23 protein-coding genes are annotated in these 24,491 nt (G+C 63.4%); 10 read left to right on the top strand and 13 right to left on the bottom strand.

Annotation, left to right across the window (positions count from 1 at the left end; translation table 11 throughout):
• Positions 1-87: 87 nt before the first annotated feature.
• The 6 genes from gyrB to dnaA all read right to left on the bottom strand — a co-directional run bounded on the left by gyrB (position 88) and on the right by dnaA (position 7,846).
• On the bottom strand, positions 88-2,070 hold the full coding sequence (gene gyrB, locus ABUA28_RS09360; protein ID WP_349903777.1) for a DNA topoisomerase (ATP-hydrolyzing) subunit B: 1,983 nt from the start codon (positions 2,068-2,070) through the stop codon (positions 88-90).
• Between the two features lie 164 nt (positions 2,071-2,234).
• The gene (locus ABUA28_RS09355) at positions 2,235-2,756 is read right to left on the bottom strand and encodes a DUF721 domain-containing protein (RefSeq protein ID WP_349903776.1); all 522 of its coding nucleotides are present in this window, start codon (positions 2,754-2,756) and stop codon (positions 2,235-2,237) included.
• Positions 2,753-3,949, bottom strand: a complete 1,197-nt coding sequence (gene recF / locus ABUA28_RS09350; protein ID WP_349903775.1) for a DNA replication/repair protein RecF — start codon at positions 3,947-3,949, stop codon at positions 2,753-2,755. The genes ABUA28_RS09355 and recF overlap by 4 nt, the downstream gene beginning before the upstream one ends.
• Positions 3,950-3,958: 9 nt before the next feature.
• A complete protein-coding gene (gene gnd / locus ABUA28_RS09345) occupies positions 3,959-4,849 on the bottom strand; it encodes a phosphogluconate dehydrogenase (NAD(+)-dependent, decarboxylating) (RefSeq protein ID WP_349903774.1) in 891 nt (296 codons plus the stop codon).
• 82 nt (positions 4,850-4,931) lie between these two features.
• Complete coding sequence (gene dnaN / locus ABUA28_RS09340) at positions 4,932-6,080, bottom strand: DNA polymerase III subunit beta (RefSeq protein ID WP_349903773.1); 1,149 nt, start codon at positions 6,078-6,080, stop codon at positions 4,932-4,934.
• A gap of 344 nt (positions 6,081-6,424) precedes the next feature.
• The gene (gene dnaA, locus ABUA28_RS09335; RefSeq protein ID WP_349903772.1) at positions 6,425-7,846 is read right to left on the bottom strand and encodes a chromosomal replication initiator protein DnaA; all 1,422 of its coding nucleotides are present in this window, start codon (positions 7,844-7,846) and stop codon (positions 6,425-6,427) included.
• 264 nt (positions 7,847-8,110) lie between these two features.
• Between dnaA and rpmH the strand changes: the two genes are divergently transcribed.
• From rpmH to ABUA28_RS09295, 8 genes are all read left to right on the top strand, one after another.
• A complete protein-coding gene (rpmH, locus tag ABUA28_RS09330) occupies positions 8,111-8,248 on the top strand; it encodes a 50S ribosomal protein L34 (protein WP_098483823.1) in 138 nt (45 codons plus the stop codon).
• A gap of 29 nt (positions 8,249-8,277) precedes the next feature.
• Entirely contained in the window at positions 8,278-8,619 is a 342-nt protein-coding gene (gene rnpA / locus ABUA28_RS09325; RefSeq protein ID WP_349903771.1) for a ribonuclease P protein component, read from the top strand.
• Positions 8,616-8,927, top strand: coding sequence for a membrane protein insertion efficiency factor YidD (gene yidD, locus ABUA28_RS09320; protein WP_349903770.1), 312 nt, complete (start codon positions 8,616-8,618; stop codon positions 8,925-8,927). The genes rnpA and yidD overlap by 4 nt, the downstream gene beginning before the upstream one ends.
• Before the next feature lie 8 nt (positions 8,928-8,935).
• A complete protein-coding gene (gene yidC, locus ABUA28_RS09315) occupies positions 8,936-9,910 on the top strand; it encodes a membrane protein insertase YidC (protein WP_349903769.1) in 975 nt (324 codons plus the stop codon).
• 50 nt (positions 9,911-9,960) lie between these two features.
• The gene (locus ABUA28_RS09310) at positions 9,961-10,503 is read left to right on the top strand and encodes a Jag family protein (protein ID WP_349903768.1); all 543 of its coding nucleotides are present in this window, start codon (positions 9,961-9,963) and stop codon (positions 10,501-10,503) included.
• Between the two features lie 26 nt (positions 10,504-10,529).
• A complete protein-coding gene (gene rsmG, locus ABUA28_RS09305; RefSeq protein ID WP_407075433.1) occupies positions 10,530-11,150 on the top strand; it encodes a 16S rRNA (guanine(527)-N(7))-methyltransferase RsmG in 621 nt (206 codons plus the stop codon).
• Positions 11,151-11,598: 448 nt separating this feature from the next.
• Positions 11,599-12,480, top strand: coding sequence for a ParA family protein (locus ABUA28_RS09300; protein WP_349903815.1), 882 nt, complete (start codon positions 11,599-11,601; stop codon positions 12,478-12,480).
• A complete protein-coding gene (locus tag ABUA28_RS09295; protein WP_349903766.1) occupies positions 12,480-13,430 on the top strand; it encodes a ParB/RepB/Spo0J family partition protein in 951 nt (316 codons plus the stop codon). Before ABUA28_RS09300 ends, ABUA28_RS09295 begins: the two co-directional genes overlap by 1 nt.
• A gap of 34 nt (positions 13,431-13,464) precedes the next feature.
• Here ABUA28_RS09295 and ABUA28_RS09290 read toward each other — a convergent pair whose 3' ends face one another.
• From ABUA28_RS09290 to ABUA28_RS09265, 6 genes are all read right to left on the bottom strand, one after another.
• The gene (locus ABUA28_RS09290; protein WP_349903765.1) at positions 13,465-14,421 is read right to left on the bottom strand and encodes a D-alanine--D-alanine ligase family protein; all 957 of its coding nucleotides are present in this window, start codon (positions 14,419-14,421) and stop codon (positions 13,465-13,467) included.
• Positions 14,422-14,427: 6 nt separating this feature from the next.
• Positions 14,428-15,753 (bottom strand): aminotransferase-like domain-containing protein, encoded by a 1,326-nt coding sequence (locus ABUA28_RS09285; protein WP_349903764.1) that lies wholly within the window; start codon positions 15,751-15,753, stop codon positions 14,428-14,430.
• A 112-nt stretch (positions 15,754-15,865) separates the two neighbouring features.
• Positions 15,866-16,192, bottom strand: coding sequence for a thioredoxin (gene trxA / locus ABUA28_RS09280; protein WP_349903763.1), 327 nt, complete (start codon positions 16,190-16,192; stop codon positions 15,866-15,868).
• Between the two features lie 61 nt (positions 16,193-16,253).
• Positions 16,254-17,231: a thioredoxin-disulfide reductase gene (gene trxB, locus ABUA28_RS09275; protein ID WP_349903762.1), complete on the bottom strand. Its 978-nt coding sequence runs from the start codon at positions 17,229-17,231 to the stop codon at positions 16,254-16,256.
• 106 nt (positions 17,232-17,337) lie between these two features.
• The gene (gene murJ, locus ABUA28_RS09270) at positions 17,338-18,999 is read right to left on the bottom strand and encodes a murein biosynthesis integral membrane protein MurJ (RefSeq protein WP_349903761.1); all 1,662 of its coding nucleotides are present in this window, start codon (positions 18,997-18,999) and stop codon (positions 17,338-17,340) included.
• On the bottom strand, positions 18,992-21,169 hold the full coding sequence (locus ABUA28_RS09265) for a DUF6049 family protein (RefSeq protein WP_349903760.1): 2,178 nt from the start codon (positions 21,167-21,169) through the stop codon (positions 18,992-18,994). Before ABUA28_RS09265 ends, murJ begins: the two co-directional genes overlap by 8 nt.
• Positions 21,170-21,265: 96 nt before the next feature.
• Here ABUA28_RS09265 and ABUA28_RS09260 point away from each other — a divergent pair, with 96 nt between their 5' ends.
• On the top strand, positions 21,266-22,693 hold the full coding sequence (locus ABUA28_RS09260) for a CCA tRNA nucleotidyltransferase (RefSeq protein WP_349903759.1): 1,428 nt from the start codon (positions 21,266-21,268) through the stop codon (positions 22,691-22,693).
• Between the two features lie 156 nt (positions 22,694-22,849).
• On the opposite strand, the gene ABUA28_RS09255 is transcribed toward ABUA28_RS09260, so the two are convergent.
• Positions 22,850-23,920 carry an inositol-3-phosphate synthase gene (locus ABUA28_RS09255; RefSeq protein WP_349903758.1) on the bottom strand — a complete coding sequence of 357 codons (1,071 nt, stop codon included), beginning with the start codon at positions 23,918-23,920 and terminating at the stop codon, positions 22,850-22,852.
• A gap of 156 nt (positions 23,921-24,076) precedes the next feature.
• Here ABUA28_RS09255 and rpsF point away from each other — a divergent pair, with 156 nt between their 5' ends.
• Positions 24,077-24,490 (top strand): 30S ribosomal protein S6, encoded by a 414-nt coding sequence (gene rpsF, locus ABUA28_RS09250; RefSeq protein ID WP_349903757.1) that lies wholly within the window; start codon positions 24,077-24,079, stop codon positions 24,488-24,490.
• Position 24,491 lies beyond the last annotated feature (1 nt).

Here is a 24,491-nt window from a genome sequence, read left to right as displayed (position 1 = left end):
TGTCCAGTCTTCGTATTTCAGTAATTCTTGGGTTGGATCTCGATACGGCCGTGGACGGCCTACTCGATCTTGATCGGCTTCGCGCGATCAGATATCGAGGAAGCGAACATCCTTGGCGTTGCGCTGGATGAAGCTTCGACGCGCATCGACGTCTTCGCCCATGAGGGTGGAGAAGATCTCATCGGCAGCGAGTGCGTCATCCAGGGTCACCTGGAGCAACGTCCTGGTGGCCGGATCCATGGTGGTCTCCCACAGTTCCTTGTAGTCCATCTCGCCCAGGCCCTTGTAGCGCTGGATCCCGTTGTCTTTCGGGATGCGCTTGCCCGCCGCAAGCCCGCTTTCGACCAGAGCGTCACGCTCCTCGTCCGAGTACACGTATTCGTGGGGTGAGTTGCTCCACTTGAGCCGGTACAGCGGAGGCTGCGCGAGGTAGACATACCCGAGGTCGATGAGTGGGCGCATGTAGCGGAACAGCAGGGTGAGCAGCAGGGTCGTGATGTGCTGGCCGTCGACATCCGCATCGGCCATCAGCACGATCTTGTGGTACCTGGCCTTCTCGGGGTCGAAGTCCTCGCCGACCCCCGCGCCGAACGCGGTGATCATCGACTGCACCTCGTTGTTGGCGAGCGCGCGGTCGAGCCGGGCCTTCTCCACATTGAGGATCTTGCCTCGCAGCGGCAGGATCGCCTGGAACTCCGGGTTTCTCCCCTGCACGGCAGAGCCACCGGCCGAGTCACCCTCGACCATGAAGATCTCGGACAGGCTCGGATCTTTACTTGAGCAGTCGCGCAGCTTGCCCGGCATCCCGCTCGACTCGAGCAGCCCCTTGCGCCTCGTCTGCTCGCGCGCCTTGCGGGCGGCGAGGCGGGCAGCGGATGCCTGGATCGCCTTGCGGATGACGTCGCGAGCCTGCGTCGGGTTGCGATCGAACCAGTCGCCGAGCTGATCGCCCGCCACCTTCTGCACGAAGGATTTCGCGATCGTGTTGCCGAGCTTGGTCTTGGTCTGGCCTTCGAACTGCGGTTCGGCGAGCTTGACCGAGATGACCGCGGTCAGACCCTCACGCACGTCGTCGCCGGTGAGGTTGTCATCCTTTTCCTTGATGATTCCCTTTTCCCTGGCGTATTTGTTGACCAGCGTGGTCAGCGCGGCACGGAAGCCCTCTTCGTGCGTTCCACCCTCGTGCGTGTTGATGGTGTTCGCGTAGGTGTGCACGCTCTCCTGGTAGGAGGTGGTCCACTGCATGGCGACCTCGAGAGAGATCTTGAGTTCCTTGTCTTCGAGCTCGAACGAGATGATCTCCGGGTGCACCACCTCGACCTTCTTCGCCGAGTTGAGGTACTGCACGTAGTCGACGAGGCCCTGCTCGTAGAGGTAGCTGACGACGACCGGCTCCATCTCGTCGCCGTGCTCGTCGAGGTGGATGCGCTCGTCGGTGAGCGTGATCCGCAGGCCCTTGTTCAGGAATGCCATCTGCTGGAATCTGGCGCGGAGCGTCTCGAAATCGAACTCGATGCTCTCGAAGGTCTCGGGGCTCGGCCAGAAGGTGATGATCGTTCCGGTGCCCTCGACCTCCTCCCCCTTCTCCAGTGGCGCGACCGGAACACCGCGCTTGAAGCTCATGCGCCAGGCGTGGTTCTGCCGATGGACCTCGACATCCAGTTCCGTGGACAGCGCGTTGACGACAGAGACACCGACGCCGTGCAGACCGCCAGAGACCGCATATCCGCCGCCGCCGAACTTTCCGCCGGCGTGCAGGATGGTCATGACGACCTCGACGGACGACTTGTTCTCGGCCTTGTTGAGGCCGACCGGGATTCCGCGACCGTTGTCGACGACACGAATGCCGCCGTCACGGGTCATGGTGACCTGGATGTCGTCCGCGTAGCCGGCGAGTGCCTCGTCGACCGAGTTGTCGACGACCTCGTACACGAGGTGATGCAATCCGCGAGGACCGGTCGAGCCGATGTACATGCCCGGGCGCTTGCGAACCGCTTCGAGTCCCTCGAGAACCTGGATGTCGTCTGCACCGTAGCTGTGGTCAAACTCGGGAGTCGAATTAGTTGACATATGGAAGTGGGCTCCCGCCGGTAGATCGAACGTCGTTCGTGGCCCTGCTCCTGCAATCAGGAGATACCATGACGACCCAACCAGTCTACCAAATTGCGGCCCTCACGGTCCCCAAATCGCCCGTCTGGGGACTTTATTTGCGCTCGACCATGTCTTTTGCCCAATCAGCCGTAAGTATCGCGCGGGCCACGCCCTGGAATTGATCTGGGGCCTCTTTTCCACGAGGGAACACCCGGGCCCTCAAACCGCACTCGTTCGATACCGGCATCCGGATAGCGCGTCGCGATCTGCGTCACGATCTGCACGCGCATCAACCGGAGTTGCGTCGCCCAGGCCGTCGAATCACATCGAACGGTGAGCACACCTTCGTCGATGCCGACCGGAGTCGAGTGCTCTGCGGTCTCTTCGCCTGCAACCTCGGCCCAGGATGCGAGTAGTTCCGACTGCGCGAGCGGCGAGTTCCAGCCCAGACTCGCGGTGAGTGCGTCGACCACGGAGCCGAGCCCCTCGGGATCGCGTCCGCCGCCGAACGGGGTGGTCGCACCGGACTCTCTCTTCGCGCGCTTCCTGGCGTCCGAGGAGCGTGAGTGCCCGTCGCCGAACACGCGGCGAAATCGCTGGTAGACGCCGCGCGACTCCGACTCGGCTTCGCCCGAAGTCTCATCCTTCCGCTCGTCGTCGCTCATGATGGCTGCTCCGTCGGCTGTCCGCCCGGCTCCACGATGGTTCCGGCCGCGATGCGAACGGTGTGAGCGGTGAGAGTCCCGGGAACGTCTTCGTACACGGCCGCCGTGATGAGCACCTGCTCGAAGTCACCCACCGCCGCGGCAAGTCTGGCTCGCCGGGACTCATCGAGTTCGGCGAAGACGTCGTCGAGCATGAGTACCGGATCCCCGGTGGTCGACTCTCGACGCAACAGGCCCGCCGACGCCAGCTTGAGTGCGAGGGCGAACGACCACGATTCTCCGTGACTCGCGTATCCCCGCGCGGGCAGACCGTTGAGCTCGAGCACGAGATCATCGCGGTGCGGTCCCACGAGCGTCATTCCCCGGTCGAGTTCATTCCGGCGAAGCCGGTCGAGTGCTGAGTGAAAACGAGCGGAGATTTCTGGTGCGGTCAGGGGCGAGTCTCCCGGCAGTGTCTGGCCCGAGCCCTCCGGATCGTCGCGGTCGACGTTCTGTTCGAGCACGGTCAGGGAGTGCGAGAGACGAGCGTGGTGATCTTCGCCTGCCACTGTCTGGTACGCCGCGGCAACATCCGGCAACAGTCTGGCAACGAGGGCGAGGCGCGCCTCGATCACCTGCGACCCCAGGGTGACGAGCCGGTCATCCCAGATCTCGAGCGTGCTGAGCTGGGACTCTTTGATTCCGGATGCCCTGGCCGACTTGAGAAGCGAGTTGCGTTGTTTGAGCACCCGCTCGTAGTCCGTCATCACCCCCGAGTACCTGGGCGAGATCAGAACCAGCAGTTCGTCGAGAAAACGGCGCCGCCCGGACGGCTCGCCTCGCACCAGAGCCAGGTCCTCCGGCGCAAACAACACGCTCGAGAAGTACCGGGGCAGTTCTCTTGTCTTGATGACGCCGCGATTGATCTGCGCGCGATTGGGTCCGCTGCGGTTGATCTGCACTTCGGCGAGCAGCTGACGGTCGCCGTGTTCGAGTTTCGCCCGCACAATGGCAGCGTCGGCACCCTGCCGAATCATCGCGTGATCCACCGAGACCCGATGGGATCCCAGCGTGCTCAGATAGCCGAGCGATTCCACCAGGTTGGTCTTGCCCTGGCCGTTGCTCCCCACAAACAGGTTCGGTCCGGGTTTGAGCTGCACTTCCGCAGTTCGATAGTTGCGAAAGTCGCTCAGACTCAGATGGGTGACGATCACTCTGACACGTTATTCAGCCTTTTTGACCGCGTGTCCACCGAACTGGTTGCGCAGTGCGGCCACTGCCTTCATCGCGGGAGATCCCTCCGGCTGGCGCGAAACGAATCGCGCGAAGATCGATGCGCTGATCGTGGGGACCGGAACGGCGTTGATGAGTGCCTCCTCGATGGTCCAACGGCCCTCGCCGGAGTCTTCGACGTATCCCTCGATGTCTTCGAATTCCGGATCCTCCTCGAGGGCACGCACGAGCAGTTCGAGCAGCCAGGAACGCACGACGGTGCCGCGCTGCCAGGCCTTGAAGGTTCCCGTGACGTCTTTGATGATGTCGGAACGCTTGTCGAGCAGCTCATATCCCTCGGCATAGGCCTGCATAAGGGCGTATTCGATACCGTTGTGCACCATCTTCGCGTAGTGACCCGCACCGATTTCTCCGACGTGGACGAATCCCTCGTCGCGCGGTCCCTCCGGACGAAGCGCGTCGTAGATGGGCATGGCCCGCTCGACGCTCTTCTTGGTGCCGCCGACCATGAGTCCGTACCCGTTTTCAAGACCCCACACGCCACCGGAGACGCCGGCATCCATGTAGTCGATGCCCTTGACCGCGGCCTCTTCCGCGTGACGGATGTCTTCGCTGAAGCGGGAATTTCCCCCGTCGATGATGAGGTCGCCCCTGTCGAGTGCGCCCACGAGCTCCGTCACAACAGAACTCGTGATATCTCCGGCCGGCACCATCACCCAGACGATGCGCGGGGTCGGCAGTGCCGCGACCAGGGCAGGGATATCCGGAACATCCGTGACATCCGGATTCCTGTCGAAGCCGGTCACCTCGATGTTGTGCTCGCGGAGACGGGTTCGCATATTGCTTCCCATTTTTCCGAGACCGATGAGACCGATATGCATGACGTTCCTTACTTGCGAATTATTCAATTTATGGCGGTGCTCTGCTTTATCGCGCGCCTGTACTCGGCACGCGACTTCCCGTTTAGCGAAGGAGCAGGTTGGGCTGAAGCAGGTACTTGTAATTATCCGCGCCGGGATTGTCTTTCGAGGACTGGCTCGTGATGAGCACCGGGCCGGGCTTGTTGGGATTCTCTGTCTTGGTGAACGAGATCCGAACGAATTCGGAGTGCACCGCACCGAGTCCGTCGAGAAGAAACTGGGGCTTGAGAGAGACCACCGTGTCTCCGCCACTCAAATGAGCATCAATCGTCTCAGACGCCTGCGCCTGCTCAGACCCGATCGCCTCGAGCGTCACTCCGTCGAGGGTGAAGGTGAAGCGCAGCGCCGCCTCACGCTCCAGGACGAGGGAGACTCGGCGAACCGCCTCGATCAGTTCTGCCGTGTTGAGGACGGCGAAGTTGTCGACGGTTTCGGGAAAAAGCCGCTTGACCGGCGGAAAGTTTCCCTTGATAAGGAGTGAGGTTACCGTCTTCTTGTCCGCACTGAACGCGATGAGCTCACGGTCATCCGTGTTGGTGATCGCAACCGAAATGGTGCCGCTGTGTCCGAATGTCTTGCCGACCTCTTGCAGGGTCCGCGCCGGCACCAGTGCGGTGAGTCCCTCCGGAACGGTGTTGTCACCCGAATCCCACTCGACCTCACGCACGGCCACTCGATACCGATCGGTCGCAACCAGGCTCACGCTGGTGTCGGAGACCTCGAGCTGCACTCCGGTGATCACCGGAGTGACGTCATCGCGTGACGCCGCGACGGCCACCTGGGCGATCGCCGTCGAAAATGCTTCGGCCTGCAGGAGCCCGGACTGCTCAGAGACGACGGGCAGTGTCGGATACTCCTCAACGGGCATGCTCAACAGGGTGAAGTGCGCGGATCCACAGACCACGTTGATCTTGGATTCTTCCGAGTTGAAGTTCACCGGAGCGTTCGGCAGCCGGCTGGCGATGTCGGCGAGAAGTCGTCCGGAGACCAGGATGCGACCGGGTTCTTCGACCTCTGCCGTGATGGTGGTCTGGGCCGAGACCTCGTAATCGAATGACGACAGAGTGAGCCCGACATCTGTGGTCTCGATGAGTACGCCACTCAGGATGGGGAGGGTTGTGCGCTGGGGAAGAAGTTTGACAGCAAAGGAGACGGCCTCGCTGAAGACGTCACGATTGACCTGGAACTTCATTTCCACCCCTTGGCTCATGAACGTGGCTTGGAAAACCCATACTGGCACAGCCGCTGCGAGAGTGGACCCAGAGGGTTATCTTCCGCCAATTAATCTCTTTAAAGCTTTAACACTCTTAACCGCTGTGGAAACTGTGGATAACCTCGCGGAGACTCGCTGTCAACGGGAAACTACAACGGTGAAAGATGTGGAGTGGATGTGAGAATCACCACTGTGGAGCGGGAGGGCAGCGAGACGCACAACTTCCCAGTCCACAGCTCTCGCAAACTTCTCCACAGAGTTCATGGCGCCTTCACCAAGTTATCCACAGCCTGTCAACAGTGTGGACGAGTTCGATGGCTGGTTCAGTCTTTGGCGAAGCGATGATTCTGTTTGATCCGGCTGGTCAGTTCCGTGACCTGGTTGTAGATCGAGCGCCGCTCCTTCATGAGTTCGGTGATCTTCTTGTTCGCGTACATGACCGTGGTGTGGTCGCGGTTACCGAAGAGCTGGCCGATCTTGGGCAGCGACAGGTTCGTCATCTCGCGGCACAGGTACATCGCGATCTGCCTGGCGGTCGCGACAGCCTGTGACCTGGACGATCCGTAGAGATCATCGACCGAGAGCTTGAAGTACTCCGCCGTGTGATTGATGATGTCCACGGGTGCGATCACGTTGTCTTCGTCGAGCGTGATGAGATCTTTGAGCACGGTCTGCACGAGCGCGAGATCGACAGGAGTGCGGTTCAGACTCGCGAACGCCGTCACTCTGATCAGAGTTCCCTCGAGTTCGCGGATGTTGGAGGACACCTTGGTGGCCATGTACTCCAGGATCTCGGCACTCACCTGAAGTTTTTCGCTCTGTGCCTTCTTGCGGAGGATGGCGATGCGGGTTTCGAGGTCGGGCGCCTGCACATCGGTGATGAGTCCCCACTCGAATCGTGAGCGCATCCGGTCTTCGAATCCGGTGAGCAGCTTTGGTGGCAGGTCACTCGTGATGACCACCTGCTTGTTGTGGTCGTGAAGCGTGTTGAAGGTGTGGAAGAACGCTTCCTGGGTCTCGACCGCTCGCTGGAGGAACTGGATGTCGTCGATGAGAAGGATGTCGATCTCGCGATAGCGCGTCTGAAATGCAGAGGAGCGGTTGTTGGCGATCGAGTTGATGAAGTCGTTCGTGAATTCCTCGGAGCTGACGTACCGAACACGGATGCCGGGGTAGAGACTCTCGGCATAGTGGCCGATCGCGTGCAGGAGGTGGGTCTTACCGAGGCCGGAGTCGCCATAGATGAACAGGGGGTTGTATGCCTTGGCCGGTGCCTCGGCCACAGCGACTGCCGCAGCGTGGGCGAAACGGTTTGATCCGCCGATGACGAAGTTGTCGAAGTTGTATTTGGGGTTCAGTCTCGAGTCGCTTCGCCTGGTCGCAGTGCCGGCATCCAGTTGCACCGGCGCGGCGGGTTGTTCGATGTAGGGCTGTTCGGCACCTTCTGTGGCGTGGTCGAGGGAGTCGTGACTGATTTCGGGGTTGACGACGATCGCGAAGTTGCTGACCGGAACATCGTCACCGAGTGCGGTGATGGCGTTGAGAAGCGGGAGTCGGATGCGCTGCTCCAGCATGCCGCGAGTGAGGTCGTTGGGTACTTCGAGATAGAGGGTTCCCGCCATCACACCCTTGGGCTCGACGAGGCTGATGAAGCCCTGGAGCTGGGGGGTGATTCGTTCGTCCTCGCGCAGACCGACGAGCACGGCCTGCCAGATTTCCTGGGTCGGATCCTCCGGTTCAGTCATGGTCCCCTCCCGTGGAGCTCTCACTTATTCACAGGGTTATCCACCGACTGTGCAGTGTCCCCACCTTAGTTTGTATGGCCTGCGGAGTGCTAAGCAGACGTTTTGCACATGTGGATAAGATGGGGTTCATCGCCTCTGAGGTTTGACCGCAGCGGATTAAGCTCGTAGCTTTAATCAGTTGACCTCTTAGCCCTTCGGCTAACCCTTCTACTTTCCTGGGCTTCACTGCTGGCCTTGCGGAGTTCCAACACGTGGAGATTGATAATGAGCAAGAGAACCTTTCAGCCGAATAACCGTCGTCGTGCCAAGGTGCACGGCTTCCGGCTGCGCATGCGCACCCGTGCCGGTCGCGCGATCCTGAGCGCACGTCGTCGTAAGGGTCGCAGCGAGCTCTCTGCGTAGTTTTCGCAGAGACCGCACATCAGGTCATCGTGCTCGCCAGGATCAATCGGGTCGTGCGCGCAGACGACTATCGCAGGATAGTCCGGCGAGGCCGCAAGATCGGCGCGACGCACACCATCGCTTATGTGATCGACCGTGCCGATGGGATGCCGACTCGGTTTGGTTTCATCGTTGCGAAGAACGTGGGCAACGCGGTCATCCGCAATCGCGTTCGTCGTCGATTGAAGGCGGCGAGTTTTGCGCTGCTCGGTGGCGTTCGTCCGGGCGTCGACATCGTGGTGCGGGCACTTCCAGTTTCTGCCGAGGCGAGCTGGGTTACGCTACGCGGGGAAGTGTTCGGCATTGCTGCCAGAGCTGAGGTGAAGAGGTGAAGGCCACCGTGCTGTTTCTTCTTCTTGTGCCCCGCAACCTGTGCGTGGTCATCCTTCGCGCGTATCGGGCGGTGATCTCTCCCCTGTACGGTGATGTCTGTCGTTATTACCCGTCGTGTTCTGCTTATACCCTTCGCGCAATCCAGGAGTACGGCGTCGTACGGGGCTGTGCGATGGGCGCCTGGCGGATCGCACGGTGTCATCCCTGGGCGCCTGGCGGTATAGATGATGTTCCACTGCGCGGCAGGGAAAAGTACGCGTTAACGCGTTTCGGCTTTGTCACAGCGAGTAGCCACGGAAAGGGCTGACTACCACAATGAATTTTCCCGCGATCATCGACGGCATCCTGTGGCCCATCAAGTGGGTCGTGGAGTTGCTGCTCGTCGCATTCCACTCGCTCTTCACCTTCTTCGGGATGGACCCGAATGCGGGACTCACCTGGGTTCTGGCGATCGTGGGCATGGTGCTCGTCATCCGCGCAGCGCTCGTTCCGATCTTCGTCAAGCAGATCGTGAGCCAGCGCAGGATGCTCGAGGTCGCTCCGCAGCTCAAGAAGATCCAGGACAAGTACAAGGGCAAGAAGGACCAGTTCTCACGCGAAGCCATGTCGCGGGAGACCATGGCGCTGTACAAGCAGTCCGGTACCAACCCCCTGAGCTCCTGCCTTCCGCTCCTCATCCAGATGCCGATCTTCTTCGGCCTGTTCTCTGTGCTCAACAACGCACAGCGTGAGACCGCGGCCGGTGTCGGCTTACTGAACCCTGAGCTCTCGAAGTCCTTTGGCGAGGCGATCCTGTTCGGCGTTGCGCCGCTCAAGGATTCGATCAGTTCAGCCCAGGGGAACGTGGCCGTGATCGTGATCGCCGCGACAATGGTCATCCTGATGACCGGCTCGCAGTTCATCACCCAGCTGCAGATCATGTCGAAGAACCAGTCGACGGAAATGAAGAACAGCCCGATGTTCAAGCAGCAGAGGATCCTGCTCTACATCCTTCCGCTGGTGTTCGCGTTCTCCGGTTTCACCTTCCCCCTCGGTGTCATGTTCTACTGGCTGGTCTCGAACATCTGGACCATGGGACAGCAGTTCCTGGTCATCCGCAATCTTCCGACCCCGGGCAGCGAAGCCGCTTTGGCACGGGAAGCACGACTGGCCAAACGTGCGCAGCGGAAGGGCATCGTGGTGATTGACGAGGGCAAGCCCGAGGTGATCGAGGCACCGAAGAGTCCGCAGCGCCAACAGCCCGTGAACACGAAGAACCGCAACAAGAAGAAGCCCAGTGGCAAGAAGTGATGTCAGAGACAACCCCGCACGACCCCCTTTCGCAGATGGAGAGCACCGCAGTGTCAGAAGAAGTTCAGGAGTCCGTGGTCGACAGTGATGTTCAGGCTGAGCACGGTCATTCCACGGCGTGGTCGGAGCGCACGGTTGCGCAGCTCGAGGAGGAAGGCGACATCGCTGCCGACTACATCGAGGAATTGTTGGACATCACGGACCTGGATGGCGACATCGACATCGATGCCCGCGCCGGCCGCGCCTACGTGTCCGTGAACTCGAGCGAGGACAGCAACCTTCGTCTGCTCTCCAAGCCCGACACGGTGAACGCGCTGCAGGAACTTACCCGCATCGCGGTGCAGGCAAAGACCGGGTCGTTCTCGCGGCTCATCCTTGATGTGGGCGGCTCGCGCGAGGCACGCGAGGCAGAGCTTGCCGGGTTCGTCGATCATGCGATCTCCCGGATTGAGGCGGGGGCCGCTTCTGCGGCACTGCCCCCGATGTCTTCCTATGAGCGCAAGCTGGTTCACGACCTGGTGGCAAGCCGCGGATTCTCGTCCGAGTCCGAGGGCGAGGGACGCGACCGTCACACCGTCATCACCCACGCGTAGTTTCACGTGAAACATTGAGTGATCCTGTGGTGGAGGAGGAACCGGCGGCCGCGGCCGCCGTGTTCGGCGAACGACTGGATCTCGCTCGGCGATTCACCGCGGATCTGGCGGCACGGGGCGAAGAGCTCGGGCTGATCGGACCCGTGGAGCTGCCGCGTCTGTGGTCTCGGCACATCATCAACTGTGGTCTGGTCGCTCCCCTGTTGAAGCCGGGCCGCGTCGGGGACATCGGTAGTGGAGCAGGGCTGCCCGGTCTCGTGCTGGCGATCGCGCGGCCCGATGCAACGCTCGTCCTGATCGAGCCGATGGAACGCAGGGTCGACTGGCTGAAGCACGAGACGGCGGAGCTCGGTTTGGGCAACGTGGAGATCGTTCGGGCGCGCGCGGAAGACGCGCGGATAACGCCCTGGCTGGACCAGGTGACCGCTCGCGCGGTGAGCGCGCTGTCCAAGCTCATTCCGCTTGCCGCTCCCCTGGTTCGCACGGGCGGAGAACTTCTTTTTCTCAAAGGGGTAAGCGTCGACAAAGAGATCGAGTCTGCGGCCAAGGCCATTCGTAAGGCGCATCTTCGCGATCCGGAGGTGCTCACGCTCGGAGACGGCCTCGTCTCAGAGGTCACGCGAGTCTTTCGGGCTACAGTTGACTAGTCGTTTCGACGACGACATTTCGGGCACGGGACGGACGCCACGGACCGTTGTAGGCATCGGGTGGCGGGGATTCGCTCCCCTCAAAGCAAGAAGGTTTCACGTGAAACATCCGCAGGACGAGTCGGTCGAAGAGCTCTCGGCTTCCGCGAACGAGACCGTGACTGCGGTGGATGACAACGTGGAGAACAACGCCAGTGCGACCGGCGATTCGGTCACCGGTGAGCCAGGAACGGAGACGGCCCTCATGGACATCATGGATGTTCCCCTGCCCGGCCACGAGTTGGTCGAGGTTTCCGTGAACATCGACGAAGAAGCTCAGAGCGACAACGAGGACATCACTGGGAATGTGACGGTGGGGCAGGACACCGAGGAAGCGGTTCCAGCGGAGGCTGTCGTGACGGAGCCGCCCGCGGCCGTGCGACAGAAGTCCCCTGTGTCGCGCACACCGATGGGATTCGACGACACTCCCCTCGCGCGCGAGCTCTCGGAGATCACGCGCCGCCGCCAGGCGCTTGCAGCGGAAGCGCTCCCCCTCCCTGACAAGACCCGTGTGTTCACCGTGGCGAACCAGAAGGGTGGCGTGGGCAAGACCACCACGACGGTGAACCTGGCCGCCGCCCTGGCAAGAAACGGCGCCAAGGTTCTCGTGATCGACCTCGATCCGCAGGGCAACGCATCCACGGCGCTCGGCATCGAACATCGCTCTGAGACAGTGAGCGTCTACGACGTCATCATCAATGACGTCGCCGTGCGGGATGTCGTGCAGAAGAGCCCGGAATTCGAGGCGCTGTACTGCATCCCGGCCACGATTCACCTTGCCGGTGCCGAGATCGAGCTCGTCTCGCTCGTGGCCAGGGAACAGCGCCTGCGTACCGCGCTCGATCTGTTTCTTTCCGAAGAGGCCGACGAGCCATTCCACTACGTGTTCATCGACTGCCCGCCATCGCTCGGCCTGCTCACCATCAACGCCTTCGTTGCGGCGGGTGAGGTGCTGATTCCGATCCAGTGCGAGTATTACGCGCTCGAGGGGCTCAGCCAGCTGCTCAACAACATCCAGCTGATCGAGCGTCACCTGAACCCGACGCTGTCGGTCTCCACGATCCTGTTGACCATGTATGACGGGCGCACGAACCTGGCGAACCAGGTGGCGCAGGATGTTCGCGACCACTTCCCCGAGCAGGTTCTGGCGACCCTCATCCCTCGGTCAGTGCGTATCTCCGAGGCTCCGAGCTACGGTCAGAGTGTGATCAGTTACGACGCCAGCTCCCCGGGCTCGCTCTCGTACCTTGAGGCAGCAGCAGAGATCGCGCGACGTGGAGCACCAGCCTGATGGCAGCAACAAAGAGAACTGGGCTGGGGCGTGGCATCGGCGCGCTCATCCCCACTGACGACAATCCCCTCGAGCGCCCGGTCGACGTCTTCTTCCCCTCCGGGAAGGAGACGCGGGAGGAGCTCGCGGCCGTTCCAGGCGCGAGACTGGCGAACCTCTCCCCCGCGGACATCGTTCCCAACGCGGCCCAGCCGCGTAAGGAGTTCGTCAAGGAAGATCTCGACGAGCTCGTGCACTCGATCCGCGAGATCGGAGTGCTTCAGCCCATCGTCGTGCGACCCATTGCCGGGGCGGCACGCGGCGAGCCGCAGTACGAGCTCGTCATGGGCGAGCGGCGCCTGCGCGCGAGCAAGCAGCTCGGCCTGAAGACCATTCCTGCCGTGGTGAAGAACACCGCGGATGACGCGATGCTGCGCGACGCCCTGCTCGAGAACCTTCACCGAGCCAACCTGAACCCGTTGGAAGAAGCGTCGGCATACCAACAGCTTCTTGCCGACTTCGGGATCACCCAGGATGAGCTCGCCACAAGAATTGGCCGGTCACGCCCGCAGATCACCAATACCCTGAGGCTCCTGCGCCTGCCGGACTCCGTGCAGAAGCGTGTTGCATCCGGTGTATTGAGTGCAGGTCACGCTCGAGCGATCCTGGCGGCGGGCGACGCCCAGGCGATGGTGAAGCTCTCGGATAAGATCATCAATGAGGATCTCTCTGTTCGCGCCGCGGAGGCGGCCGCTGGACAGGTGAGTCCGAAGAAGCCGAAGGCCGCAAGACCCAGTGCGGGAAAGCGCCAGGGCCAGCTCGACGAGATCGCCGAACGACTCGGAGACAGGCTCAACACCAGGGTGAAGGTGAGCCTGGGATCGAACAAGGGCACGATCGTCATCGACTTCGCAACCGTCGGCGACCTGAACCGCATCCTCGCGGAACTGAACGAGCCCGGATTCGGCTGAGGCCTCGCGCGCTACTCGACGAGCGAGGAGTGGTTCAGCGGTCGCGCAGCGCAGCCTCGGCGAGAGAAAGGTACACGGAACCGAGGTCGTGGCCCGCGGCCTCGAGGGCCTGGGGCAGCAACGACGTCTCGGTGAGGCCGGGGAGCACATTGGCCTCGAGGAACCACGGGGTGCCGTCCGGATCCACGATGAGGTCCACGCGAGACAGGTGACGCAGCCCGAGGGCCTCGTGTGCCTGCAGCGCGACCTCCGCCGCACGCGCAGAGACCTCGTCGCTCAGGCGAGCGGGCGCGTAGAAGAGGGTCTCTCCCGCGTTATACCGTGCCTCGAAGCTGTAGACGCCCGACAGGGGCTCTATCTCGACCGCGGGCAGGGCGACGGGCCCATCGCCACTGTCGATCACTCCTACGGCGATTTCCGTGCCTGAAACCATCTGCTCGATGAGGGCCACATCGCAGTAGGTGTACGCCTCCACCATGGCGCGCGGAAGCTCGTCCCTGTCGTGTACGAGTGACACTCCCTGGGCCGATCCGCCGCGGGCCGGCTTGACCACGAGAGGAACGGGCAACTGGCCGGCGATGCTTTCGAGGATGCTGTGTGCGCCGAGCTCGCGGAAGGCATCCCTGGGCAGGGTGATCGATCGCGGCGTGGGGATGCCGACCCGCTCCACGAGCGACTTGGCCGTGGGCTTGTCCCAGGCCAGGCGCGAGGCGCTGGCTCTCGAGCCCACGTACGGGATGTCGAGGAAGTCGAGGATGCCGCGAAGGGCGCCGTCTTCGCCGCTCGCCCCGTGGAGCGCGGGCCAGACCACGTCCGGCGGGTTCTCGACGAGGTAGGCCAGGAGCGAGGCATCCGGATCCCGGAGGGTCACTGCGGCGCCCTGTGCCGCGAGGCCGTCCACAACGCGCCTGCCGGAGCGCAGCGAGACATCCCGCTCGTGCGAGATGCCGCCGGCGAGTACCAGTACACGTGTCGATGGGGTGCTGTTCATGCTGTCCTAGCCCAGGTTCGGTGGCGGGCTGCTGTAGCCGCGCGTCGGGGGGATGACCTTCAGCGGCGCGGTCTGCTCGAAGGTGTTGAGCAGGTCCAGTTCGCCATTGATCACGGTGGTGAGACGACGGATTCCCTCGCGGATGAACTCGGGGGTCGGGTAGCAGAACGCGAGGCGTATCTTGTTTCTGCCGCTGCCATCCGCGTAGAAGGCCGTGCCCGGGGTATACGCGACGAGCTCGGTGACGGCCCGCGGCAGCATCGCCTTCGAGTCGAGATGGTCTGGCAGGGTGAGCCATACGTAGAATCCGCCGTTCGGAACGGTCCAACTCAGCTGTGGCAGGTATTCCGCCAGGGCGCTGAGCATCGCGTCTCGCCGTTCCCGGTAGATTCCGCGGAAAGTGTTGATCTGACCCTTCCAGTCGGCACCGCTCAGGTATTCCGCGATGATGATCTGGCTGAAGGAGCTCGGCGAGAGCACCGCGGCCTCGTTCGCGAGAGTGAGTTTCTCTCGGATAGCGTGCGGAGCGAGCGCCCAGCCCGTCCTGAATCCGGGCGCGAGGGTCTTCGAGAACGTGCCGAGATAGACAACGCCGTCGTCCTCAAGGGAGCGCAGTGCGTTCGGCGGCGGACCGTCGAAGTAGAGGAGGCCGTAGGGGTTGTCCTCGAGCACCAGGATGTTGTTGGCACGCGCGATCTCGAGGATCTCGGCCCTCCGCTCCTGACTCAGCGTGACGCCGGCCGGGTTGCTGAAGGTCGGCACCGTGTAGAGGAACTTGATCTTCCGTCCCTGGGCGCGAAGGGAGGCGATGCGCTCCCGCAGTGCCTCAGGGATCAGGCCGTGCTCATCCATCGCAACGTGGCTGACCTCGGCCTGGAACGACTTGAACACCACGAGCGCGGTGACGTAGCTCGGCGCCTCGGCCAGCACGACGTCGCCCGGGTCGATGAAGAGCTTGGTCATGAGCTCGAGCGCGTGCTGGGAGCCCGTGGTGACGACGACGTCATCCACGTTGGCCCTGATGCCCTCGAGCGCCATGATCTGCAGGATGTGTTCCCGCAGCGCCGGGGAGCCCTGGCCGGAGCCGTATTGCAGGGCCTGGGCTCGCTGGTCGCGCATGACACGGTCGATCGACCCCGTGAGCAGGTCCTCCGGAATCGCGGAGACGAACGGCATCCCGCCCGCGAGAGACACCACCTCGGGGCGTGACGCCACGGCGAAGAGCGCTCGCACCTCAGAGGCGCTGAGTCCGGCGGAGCGCTCGGCGTAGTGGGTGTACCAGGGATCGAGGTTGTTGCCGTGCGCTCCCTGCGCGGTGCTATGGGGTGTCATGGGATGTCCAGAAACAGAGGGTGGTTGAAATTCAAGAATAGGGGGAATGACGAAAAAGCCCCTCCACCACTGGGGCGGAAGGGCTTTTCGTGCCGGTGAAACGAGCGGCTGTCTACGCCAGGAACTCGGCGAGGTCTGATTCGAGAGCGGGCTTCGGCTTCGCGCCGAGGATGCTCTTGGCAACCTCACCGCCCTTGAATACCTTCATCATCGGGATGGAGGTGATCTGGTACTTCGCCGCGGTCTGCGGGTTGTCGTCGACGTTGAGCTTCATGACGGTGATCTTGTCTGCGTTCTCCGCGCCGATCTGGTCGAGGATCGGTCCGACTGCGCGACACGGGCCGCACCACTCTGCCCAGAAGTCGACCAGGATCGTCTTGTCAGAGTTGAGAACCTCGGTCTCGAAGTTCGCATCGGTCACGTTGACTGCGTTTGACATGTCTTTCTCTCTTTCCGTGGATAAATCTACGCTGGATGGCCAGCGCCGGTCTGCGTGGGCTCTAGGCCGAAACGGTGGCGGGCTCGGAATCAGCGATCGCCGAGGCCACCAGGTCTTTGGGGAGCGAGTTGAGGTAGTGCTCCGCGTCTAGCGCTGCGACGGTTCCGGATGCCGCTGCCGTGACGGCCTGCCGATAGCTCGGGTCGATCACGTCGCCGGCCGCGAACACGCCGGGCAGGTTCGTGCGCGAGCTGCGGCCGTCCACGGCGATCGTGCCCTGTGTGGTGATGTCGAGCTGCCCGTGGATGAGGTGGGTGCGTGGATCCGCCCCGATCGCGATGAACAGGCCGCTCAGATCGAGCGTCGTCTCGGTGCCGTCGACCGTGTCCCGCAGGCCAACCCCCGTGACGAGTTCGTCGCCGTAGATGTGCTCGACGGTCTTGTTGAGGAGGAACTCGATCTTCGGGTTCTCCTGGGCGCGCTCGAGCATGGTTTTGGACGCGCGGAGTGAGTCGCTGCGGTGGATGATGTACACCTTGTCGGCGAACTTGGTGAGGAAGTTCGCCTCTTCCATTGCGGAGTCTCCGCCGCCGACGACAGCGATGACCTTCTCGCGGAAGAAGAATCCGTCACAGGTGGCACACCAGGACACGCCGTGGCCGCTCAGACGGTCTTCGTCTTCGAGTCCGAGCCTGCGATAGGCGGAGCCGGTGGCGAAGATCACGGAGAGGGCTTCGTGGGACTCGCCGTTGCCGAGCGTGACCTTCTTGATCTGGTCGGTGAGATCGACGGACGCGACGTCGTCGAACACGACCTCCGTGCCGAAACGCTCGGCCTGGGCCTGCAGCTTGGCCATGAGATCCGGGCCCATGACTCCCTCGGGGAACCCGGGGTAGTTCTCGACCTCTGTGGTGGTCATGAGGTCGCCACCGGCCTCGACCGAGCTCGCAATGAGCAGCGGCGAGAGCTTGGCGCGCGCCGCATAGATCGCGGCCGTGTAGCCTGCAGGACCCGAACCGATGATGATGGTCTGGCGCAACGGAGAACCTTCCCTCTGGGCGACCGGGCACTGGTTAGCACCGCTCGCTGACCGATACAACACATCCTACGGGCACCGTATTCCAGCAGTGCCGAGGTGCCAGACACTACCTTCTGCGGCCGAAACGCACCTTGAGAATGTCGGTCACGGATGTCAGCTCCGGGTTGCGGAACACAGCGAGCAGACCGAGATACACGGCGCCAATCACCCCGCCGATCACCACGATCGACAGGATCGCCGCTGCCCGGTCTGACTGGGCGAAGCCGTCTGCGGAAAGTCCGCCGAGGAGCACGAGCACGAGGAATCCGATTGCGCCGGCGGCGAGCGCGAAGACCAGGTACTGCACGTGCCTGCGCAGGACGAGGCGGCCATCCATTCCCCCGATCCGCCTGCGCACGAGGATGATCGCGACGACGGTCTGTGCGCTCCCCGCGATCGAGGTGACGGCCGCGATGCCGACCGCGATCCAGTCGGAGGGAAGGAGCGAGCACAGCAGGGCCCCGACGATGAAGATCCCCGACTGCACGCACTGCATGAAGAACGGGGTGCGGGTGTCGCCGAGGGCGAAGAACACCCGCTGCAGCACGAAGAGCATGCTGAACAGCACGAGGCCGGGCAGGAACGCCAGCAGCACGTTGCCCATTGCGGCGACGTTCGCGAACCTGACCTCGAACACGCGGGCGAAGGGATAGGCGACCACGGCCAGTGCCACGGTGGCGAAGACCATTCCGAGCCCGATGGACCGGAGCGAGGCGGAGAGGTCGCCGCGCAGGGAGGCGAGATCTCCCCTCGTGGCGTGCCCGCTCATCCGGGTGAAGTAGGCGGTGGCGATGGAGACGGCGATGACGCCGTGGGGAAGCATGAACAGAAGCCAAGTCGCGGAGAGCGCGGAGTTGGAGGCACCGACGCCGCTCGCGATGGAGGCGACATTGCTCTGGAAGACACCGGCGATCTGGGTGATCAGCACCATGGCGAACAACCAGCCGGCCGCCTTGCCCGTGGTCGACAAACCGACGCCCCGCCAGTGGAAGTCCGGTCGGAAGCGGAGCCCCGCGCGCTTCCAGAACAGGAACAGGACGAGCGCCTGGGCGGCGACGCCGAGGGTCGCGGTGCCCGCGAGGAGCAGGATCCTCCCGGCGTCCCAGTGCACGAGCGCGTGATTTGTCGAGGCGTCACCGAACAGCACCATGAAGATCACGAGGCCGGCGATTGCGACGATGTTGTTGAGAACCGGGGCCCAGGTGAACGGCCCGAAGATGTTGCGCGCGTTGAGCACCTCGCTGAGCAGGCTGTAGAGCGCGTAGAAGAAGATCTGCGGCAGGCACCAGTAGGCGAAGGTCGTGGCGAGTGCGATGGCGTCCGGGCTGAAGCCGCGACCGCCGGAGGACGGCGCGTGGGCGTACAGGGCAACGAGTGCGGGCGCGAGCAGCGTCGCCGCCAGTGCCACGACGGCAAAGATCACGATTCCGAGCGTGACGATGCGGTTGATGAAGCGTTCGCCACCGTCATCGTGCTGGTTGGCGCGCACGATCTGGGGCACGAGCACGGCACTCAGTACGCCGCCCGCGACGAGCGCGTAGATGTTGTTCGGCAGCTGGTTGGCGATTGCGAAGCTGTCAGCACTCACGCTCGCCACCTGGCCGATGGCCGCCGCGAGCACGACGACCTTCACGAATCCGAGGAGGCGCGACACCACCGTTCCCGAGGCCAGGATGGCGCTCGCCCTGCCTACTCCCGGAGCGACCGGCACGGGCTGCGGCTCAGTCACGGCCGGTTTCCCCGTCGCCCGGCACGGCGACCTGCTCATCCGCATCCGTGTCCGCGATATCCTCCGGGTTGTCGTCGGTGGCGCCCTCGGCTCGCGCCTTACGACGCTTGGCCACGTTGCGCCAGATTCCGAAACCGAACACCGCAATCAGCAGCGCTCCGATGCCCAGCGTGATCAGGGTCTCCCACTGTGCCTGCACGTCGACGTCGACAAAGGATGGTGTCGAGATCGGTGTGCCGGTGACGCTCGCAAGCGATACCCGAAGTTCGACATCGCCGTTCGCGACGGACTGCACCGCGATCCTGGCCCCGGCCTGCGAGTTCGCTTCGACGACGAGTGGCACTTGGTTGTGCACGATGTGAAGGATGCCGCTGGGAGAGTGAACGGTGACGACCACTTCAACCGGATAGGCGAGGTCGTTGCGCACGGTCACGGGCAGGCTGATCTTGTCGGAGGGCTGGATGATCGAACTGCTCTCCACGATGGTGACGGAGTTCGTGGTCTTGGTGGCGTCTGCGAGGTAGTTGTCGTAGGCACTCTTCGCCTTCGCCGGGTCGTTTGCCCACCCGCTCGAGAGTGTCGCGAGCAGATCGAGACGCTCTGGTCCGGTGAGGAGAGTCGGTTGCTGCAGCACGGACGAGAAGGTGTCGACGGCGCCCTCCGCAGCCACGAGCGTGTTCACCTGGGCGATCCGGTCGGCCGTGATGGGCTTGTCGACCAGGGTCGCGCCGATCGGGGAAGCGTTCACGGCGTCGGCCAGGCTGGCCCCACTGACCCAGGGGAGGCTCTCGAGGCTGAGCAGGGTGTCGACCAGGTGGTACGAGCCGGTGGGATAGCTACGGCCAAGGGTGGCCAGAAGGGTGCTCGCCGCATCCGACTGCTCCCACGTGATCACGGCGAGGGAGGCAGACAACTCGGTCATTGCCTGCTGCCAGGCGAGTGTGGTCGGGGCAAGCACGGCCTTGCGGAACAGCTGCGACAGCGTGGCATCCGCGACGAGCGCCCGGTGACCATCGACGGTCGCGGCCGCACTCGGCGTGAAGTCGATGTCGCCATAGCTCACGTTGGTGGAGGACAGGATGGTCGTGGTGAGCTTGTTCTGCTGGAACGTCGCCAGGTCCTTATCGACGACGGTGTTGTCGAGCGGCCAGGCAACACCGGGAGTCGTGTATTTCCAATCGAGTAAGGTCTGCGAGGTCGGAAGCGTCGGTTCGGCGGGAGTGGTGGCGAGCGAACCGGGTCCGCTGGGTGTCGTCGGGGTCGAGGAGGGCGAGGGAGTGCTCGCCGGAGGCGAGAAGAGTCTCGGGTCGATCGTGAAGTCGGTTGGCGTGAGCACTCCGGCCGTGCTGCTCTGCGTCATCGCCGTGAGATCGGCATCCGCGTAGCTCAGCGCGAAGGTGTTGTTGCCCGCGTTCTGTAACTGGGTGAGCCACGAGCGTGCGGACTCGGGTGCCGCGGTTCCGAGAATGCGAATCGACGCGATGACCATGGGGTCGATGGCGAGTGCGATGCGCCGGTCAATCGCCTGGTCGAGTTCCTTGGTGAGCAGCCCGTTCGGGGAAGTGTACGTGGCGAGATCGTCCGCGGAGATCAGTCCAGATGTGCTGGGCGGCGTTCCGATCGGAGCAACGAGCGACAACCGCGTGGGCTGGAACGTCGCACCCGGGTTCCACACGATGCTGCTGTTGGCGACGGCGACTTCACTGCTGCCGCTCGCGATCCGCACCCGGATGGCGTGAACGCCCCAGGCCGTCGGCGACGGATCGAGTCCGAGGGCTGCCGCAGGAACGGTCAGGTAGACCGACCTCGTGTCGCCGGCCGGGATGGCCGGAATGGTGGTCTGCAGAACCTCGGTTGTCGCGTGCGGGCCGTCGTCATCCGGCGCATCTGCGAGCCAGTTGTGCAGCGAGGCACGTGTGCTCACCACGCCGCGATCGAGGTACACCGAGACGGTGCCCGCGGCGATTGCCGAGGTCGTTCCATTCGAGACCGTGCCGCTGATGAGGAGATCTTCGTTCGGGTTCAGCACACCCAGGGCCGAGGGGGAGACAGTGAAGGTCACGCCGGGAGCGGGAGTGCCGGTTTTTGCCTGTGCTGCGGAGTCGCCAAGCCCGAGGGCACCAAAGCCCATGGCCAGGGCAAGGAGGAACGTCACGAGTCTCATAGGCATAGGCCGACCCGTCGATTTCGCTCGGCCAGCATGATGTGATTCTAGGCCTTGGCCGCTGGACGGATGCCCGGCGGGCCCGTCTGTAGTCTTGTCGTCATGGAAAATGTCGCTTCGGCAATCAAGCGACTCGCGGCGCTGGCGACGGCGCCGCACATCACCCGCCTGGCATCCGCCTTCGCAGACGGGGGCTTCGAGCTCGCGCTCGTCGGCGGGTCCGTGCGCGACGCCTTTCTCGACCGTCCGCTCAACGATCTCGATTTCACAACGAACGCGAAACCGGAGGAGATCCTCACCCTGGTCGCGCCGATCGCCGACGCGCACTGGGACATCGGCCGCGCTTTCGGCACCATCGGCGCGCGCATCGGCGGCAACACGGTCGAGATCACGACCTACCGTAGCGACGTCTACGACGGCGAGACCCGCAAACCCGAGGTCGAGTTCGGCGACACTCTCGAGGGCGACCTGCTTCGGCGGGACTTCACCGTCAACTCGATGGCACTTCGGCTTCCCGACCAGGTGCTCGTCGACCCGGCAGGCGGCCTGGAAGATCTCCTCGCCGGGCGCATCGACACTCCTGGGGCACCCGAGCAGTCCTTTGGGGACGACCCGTTGCGGATGCTTCGGGGTGCACGGTTCGCCTCCCAGCTCGGGTTCACCGTGGTCGAGCGGGTGGAACACGCGATGGGTGAGTTGGCCGAGCGTCTCTCGATCATCTCGGTGGAACGGATCAGCGACGAACTCGGCAAACTGCTCAAGACGGATGCGCCGCGCGCCGGCCTGCAGCTCCTGGTCGACACCGGGCTGGCCGCCCTCGTGCTGCCCGAGCTTCCCGCCCTGATGCTCGAGGTCGACGAACACCACCACCACAAGGATGTCTACGAGCACAGTCTCATCGTGCTCGACCAGGCGATCGATCTCGAGAAAGAGCGCAATCCCGGCGCCGCACCCGACCTCATCCTGCGCTGGGCTGCGCTGCTGCACGACATCGGCAAGCCCGCGACGAGGCGCCTGGAGCCCGGCGGGGTCGTCACATTCCATCACCACGACGTGGTCGGGTCGAAGCTTGCAGCGAAACGACTCAGGACGCTCAGGTACGACAACGAGACCGTGGCATCCGTCGCTCGCCTGATCGAGTTGCACCTGAGGTTCTTCGGTTACACCGAGGGTGCGTGGACCGATTCCGCGGTTCGCAGGTACGTTCGGGACGCCGGAGATCTGCTGCCGCGGCTGCACATCCTCACCAGGGCAGACGTGACCACCCGCAACCGGCGCAAGGCCGACCGGCTCGCCTTTGCATACGACGATCTCGAGGAGCGCATCGCCGAGCTCGCCGAGGCCGAAGGCATTGCGGCAGTCCGCCCAGAGCTCGACGGCGAGCAGATCATGGCAATTCTGCGGCTGAAGCCCGGTCGCGAGGTGGGTGAGGCGTACCGCTTCCTGCTCGAGCTGCGGCTTGAGGAAGGACCCATCGGCGAGGATGCCGCGACCGAGCGCCTGCGCGCCTGGTGGGGGGATCGCGCCTGATCGACGTCGCCTCCCGCGAAGGCGCATCACTCTCCAGCTCAAACATTGGGCGCTACGGCGGCCGAAAAGCGTGGCCGCCAGAGCGCCCAAAACTCGCGAGTCGATCGATGCGCCTTCGCGGGAGGCGGAGTGTCATCGAGTGCGCGGGTTGGCTAGTTAGCCGTTGTCGCGGATGTACTGCTCCAGCAGCTCACGGGCCACCGGGTCTGGCAGCTGCTTCGGCGGTGACTTCATGAAGTAGGCGGATGCCGCCTCGACCGGTCCGCCGAGCCCCGCGTCCAGCGCGATCTTCGCCGCGCGGATGGCATCGATCACCACACCCGCGGAGTTGGGCGAGTCCCACACCTCGAGCTTGTATTCGAGGCTCGTGGGCGAGTTGCCGAACCCGTGGCCCTCGAGACGCACGAAGGCGAGCTTGCGGTCGTCGAGCCACGGGATGTGGTCGCTCGGTCCGATGTGCACGTTGCGGGGGTCGAGGTGCGCGGCCACGTTGCTCGTCACCGACTGCGTCTTCGAGATCTTCTTCGACTCGAGGCGGGATCGCTCGAGCATGTTCTTGAAGTCCATGTTTCCGCCGACGTTGAGCTGGTAGGTGCGGTCGAGCACGATCCCCCGCTCCTCGAACAGCCTGGCCAGCACGCGGTGGGTGATGGTGGCGCCGAGCTGGCTCTTGATGTCGTCGCCGACGATCGGGATGCCCGCCTCGGTGAACTTCGCCGCCCAGACCGGGTCGCTCGCGATGAACACCGGCAGCGCGTTGACGAAGGCGACTCCCGCGTCCAGCGCGGCCTGCGCGTAGTGCTTGACCGCGTGCTCCGATCCGACGGGAAGGTAGACCACGAACACCTCGGCGCCGGAATCCCGCAGAACCTGGGCCACGTCCACGACCGGGGCATCCGACTCCTCGATCGTCTCGCGGTAATACTCGCCGAGCCCGTCGAGAGTCGGGCCGCGCTGCACGATCACGCCGGTGGGAGCGACCTCCGAGAACTTGAGTGTCTGGTTCTCGCTCGCCCAGATGGCGTCGGCGAGATCGACGCCGACCTTCTGCGCGTCCACGTCGAATGCCGCGACGAACTCGATGTCTCGGATGCCGTACGTGCCGAATCGGGTGTGCATCAGCCCCGGAACGGGCTGGGATTCGTCGGCGTCACGATAGAAGGTGACGCCCTGGATCAGTGCGCTGGCACAGTTTCCGACACCGGCAACGGCAACCCGAAGGCTCATGAAATGTGGCTCCTTGATAGATGAAGTGCGTACCAACTACACTAGGCAGGTTGTCTGCGCGCACTTTTCTCTTGTGTGACAAGCAGACAGCGATGCCACAACCCTCCTGTCACAGAACGTCTGTGACCGTTTTAGTCCAAAGGAGGTGGGTTAGTTATGCATCAGTACGAACTAATGGTAATTCTCGATCCAGAGATCGACGAGCGCACCGTAGCTCCCAGCCTGGACAAGTTCCTCAACGTCATTCGCAATGACGGTGGAACTGTCAACAAGGTAGACATCTGGGGCAAGCGTCGCCTTGCCTATGAGATCAACAAGAAGACCGAGGGCATCTACGCCGTCGTCTCGCTGACCTCGAACGGTGACGCCACCAAGGAGCTCGACCGCCAGCTGAAGCTCAGCGAGGCCGTCATGCGCACCAAAGTGCTTCGCGCAGAAGAGGCCATCGCCCAGGTCGCCGAGGCCGCAAAGCTCTCCGCGGAGAAGGCGGCCCGCAAGGCAGCCAGGCCCGCAGCGGCGCCGGCTGCAGCAGCTCCGGCCGCAGCCGAGACCGTCGCGAGCGCCGAGTAAG

It is taken from the genome of Parafrigoribacterium humi (assembly GCF_040227205.1).
Classification (GTDB): Bacteria; Actinomycetota; Actinomycetes; order Actinomycetales; family Microbacteriaceae; genus Parafrigoribacterium_A; species Parafrigoribacterium_A humi.
Note: the sequence above shows the minus strand (reverse complement) of the source record. Positions and strands in the feature narration are given on the sequence as shown.

Bases quoted from the DNA above. Each gene is read 5' to 3' on its own strand.
- gyrB (WP_349903777.1), bottom strand. From the start codon at position 2,070: ATGTCAACTAATTCGACTCCCGAGTTTGACCACAGCTACGGTGCAGAC.
- ABUA28_RS09355 (WP_349903776.1), bottom strand. From the start codon at position 2,756: ATGAGCGACGACGAGCGGAAGGATGAGACTTCGGGCGAAGCCGAGTCG.
- gnd (WP_349903774.1), bottom strand. From the start codon at position 4,849: ATGCATATCGGTCTCATCGGTCTCGGAAAAATGGGAAGCAATATGCGA.
- dnaN (WP_349903773.1), bottom strand. From the start codon at position 6,080: ATGAAGTTCCAGGTCAATCGTGACGTCTTCAGCGAGGCCGTCTCCTTT.
- dnaA (WP_349903772.1), bottom strand. From the start codon at position 7,846: ATGACTGAACCGGAGGATCCGACCCAGGAAATCTGGCAGGCCGTGCTC.
- rpmH (WP_098483823.1), top strand. From the start codon at position 8,111: ATGAGCAAGAGAACCTTTCAGCCGAATAACCGTCGTCGTGCCAAGGTG.
- yidC (WP_349903769.1), top strand. From the start codon at position 8,936: ATGAATTTTCCCGCGATCATCGACGGCATCCTGTGGCCCATCAAGTGG.
- ABUA28_RS09300 (WP_349903815.1), top strand. From the start codon at position 11,599: ATGGGATTCGACGACACTCCCCTCGCGCGCGAGCTCTCGGAGATCACG.
- ABUA28_RS09295 (WP_349903766.1), top strand. From the start codon at position 12,480: ATGGCAGCAACAAAGAGAACTGGGCTGGGGCGTGGCATCGGCGCGCTC.
- ABUA28_RS09290 (WP_349903765.1), bottom strand. From the start codon at position 14,421: ATGAACAGCACCCCATCGACACGTGTACTGGTACTCGCCGGCGGCATC.
- ABUA28_RS09285 (WP_349903764.1), bottom strand. From the start codon at position 15,753: ATGACACCCCATAGCACCGCGCAGGGAGCGCACGGCAACAACCTCGAT.
- trxA (WP_349903763.1), bottom strand. From the start codon at position 16,192: ATGTCAAACGCAGTCAACGTGACCGATGCGAACTTCGAGACCGAGGTT.
- ABUA28_RS09265 (WP_349903760.1), bottom strand. From the start codon at position 21,169: ATGCCTATGAGACTCGTGACGTTCCTCCTTGCCCTGGCCATGGGCTTT.
- ABUA28_RS09260 (WP_349903759.1), top strand. From the start codon at position 21,266: ATGGAAAATGTCGCTTCGGCAATCAAGCGACTCGCGGCGCTGGCGACG.
- ABUA28_RS09255 (WP_349903758.1), bottom strand. From the start codon at position 23,920: ATGAGCCTTCGGGTTGCCGTTGCCGGTGTCGGAAACTGTGCCAGCGCA.
- rpsF (WP_349903757.1), top strand. From the start codon at position 24,077: ATGCATCAGTACGAACTAATGGTAATTCTCGATCCAGAGATCGACGAG.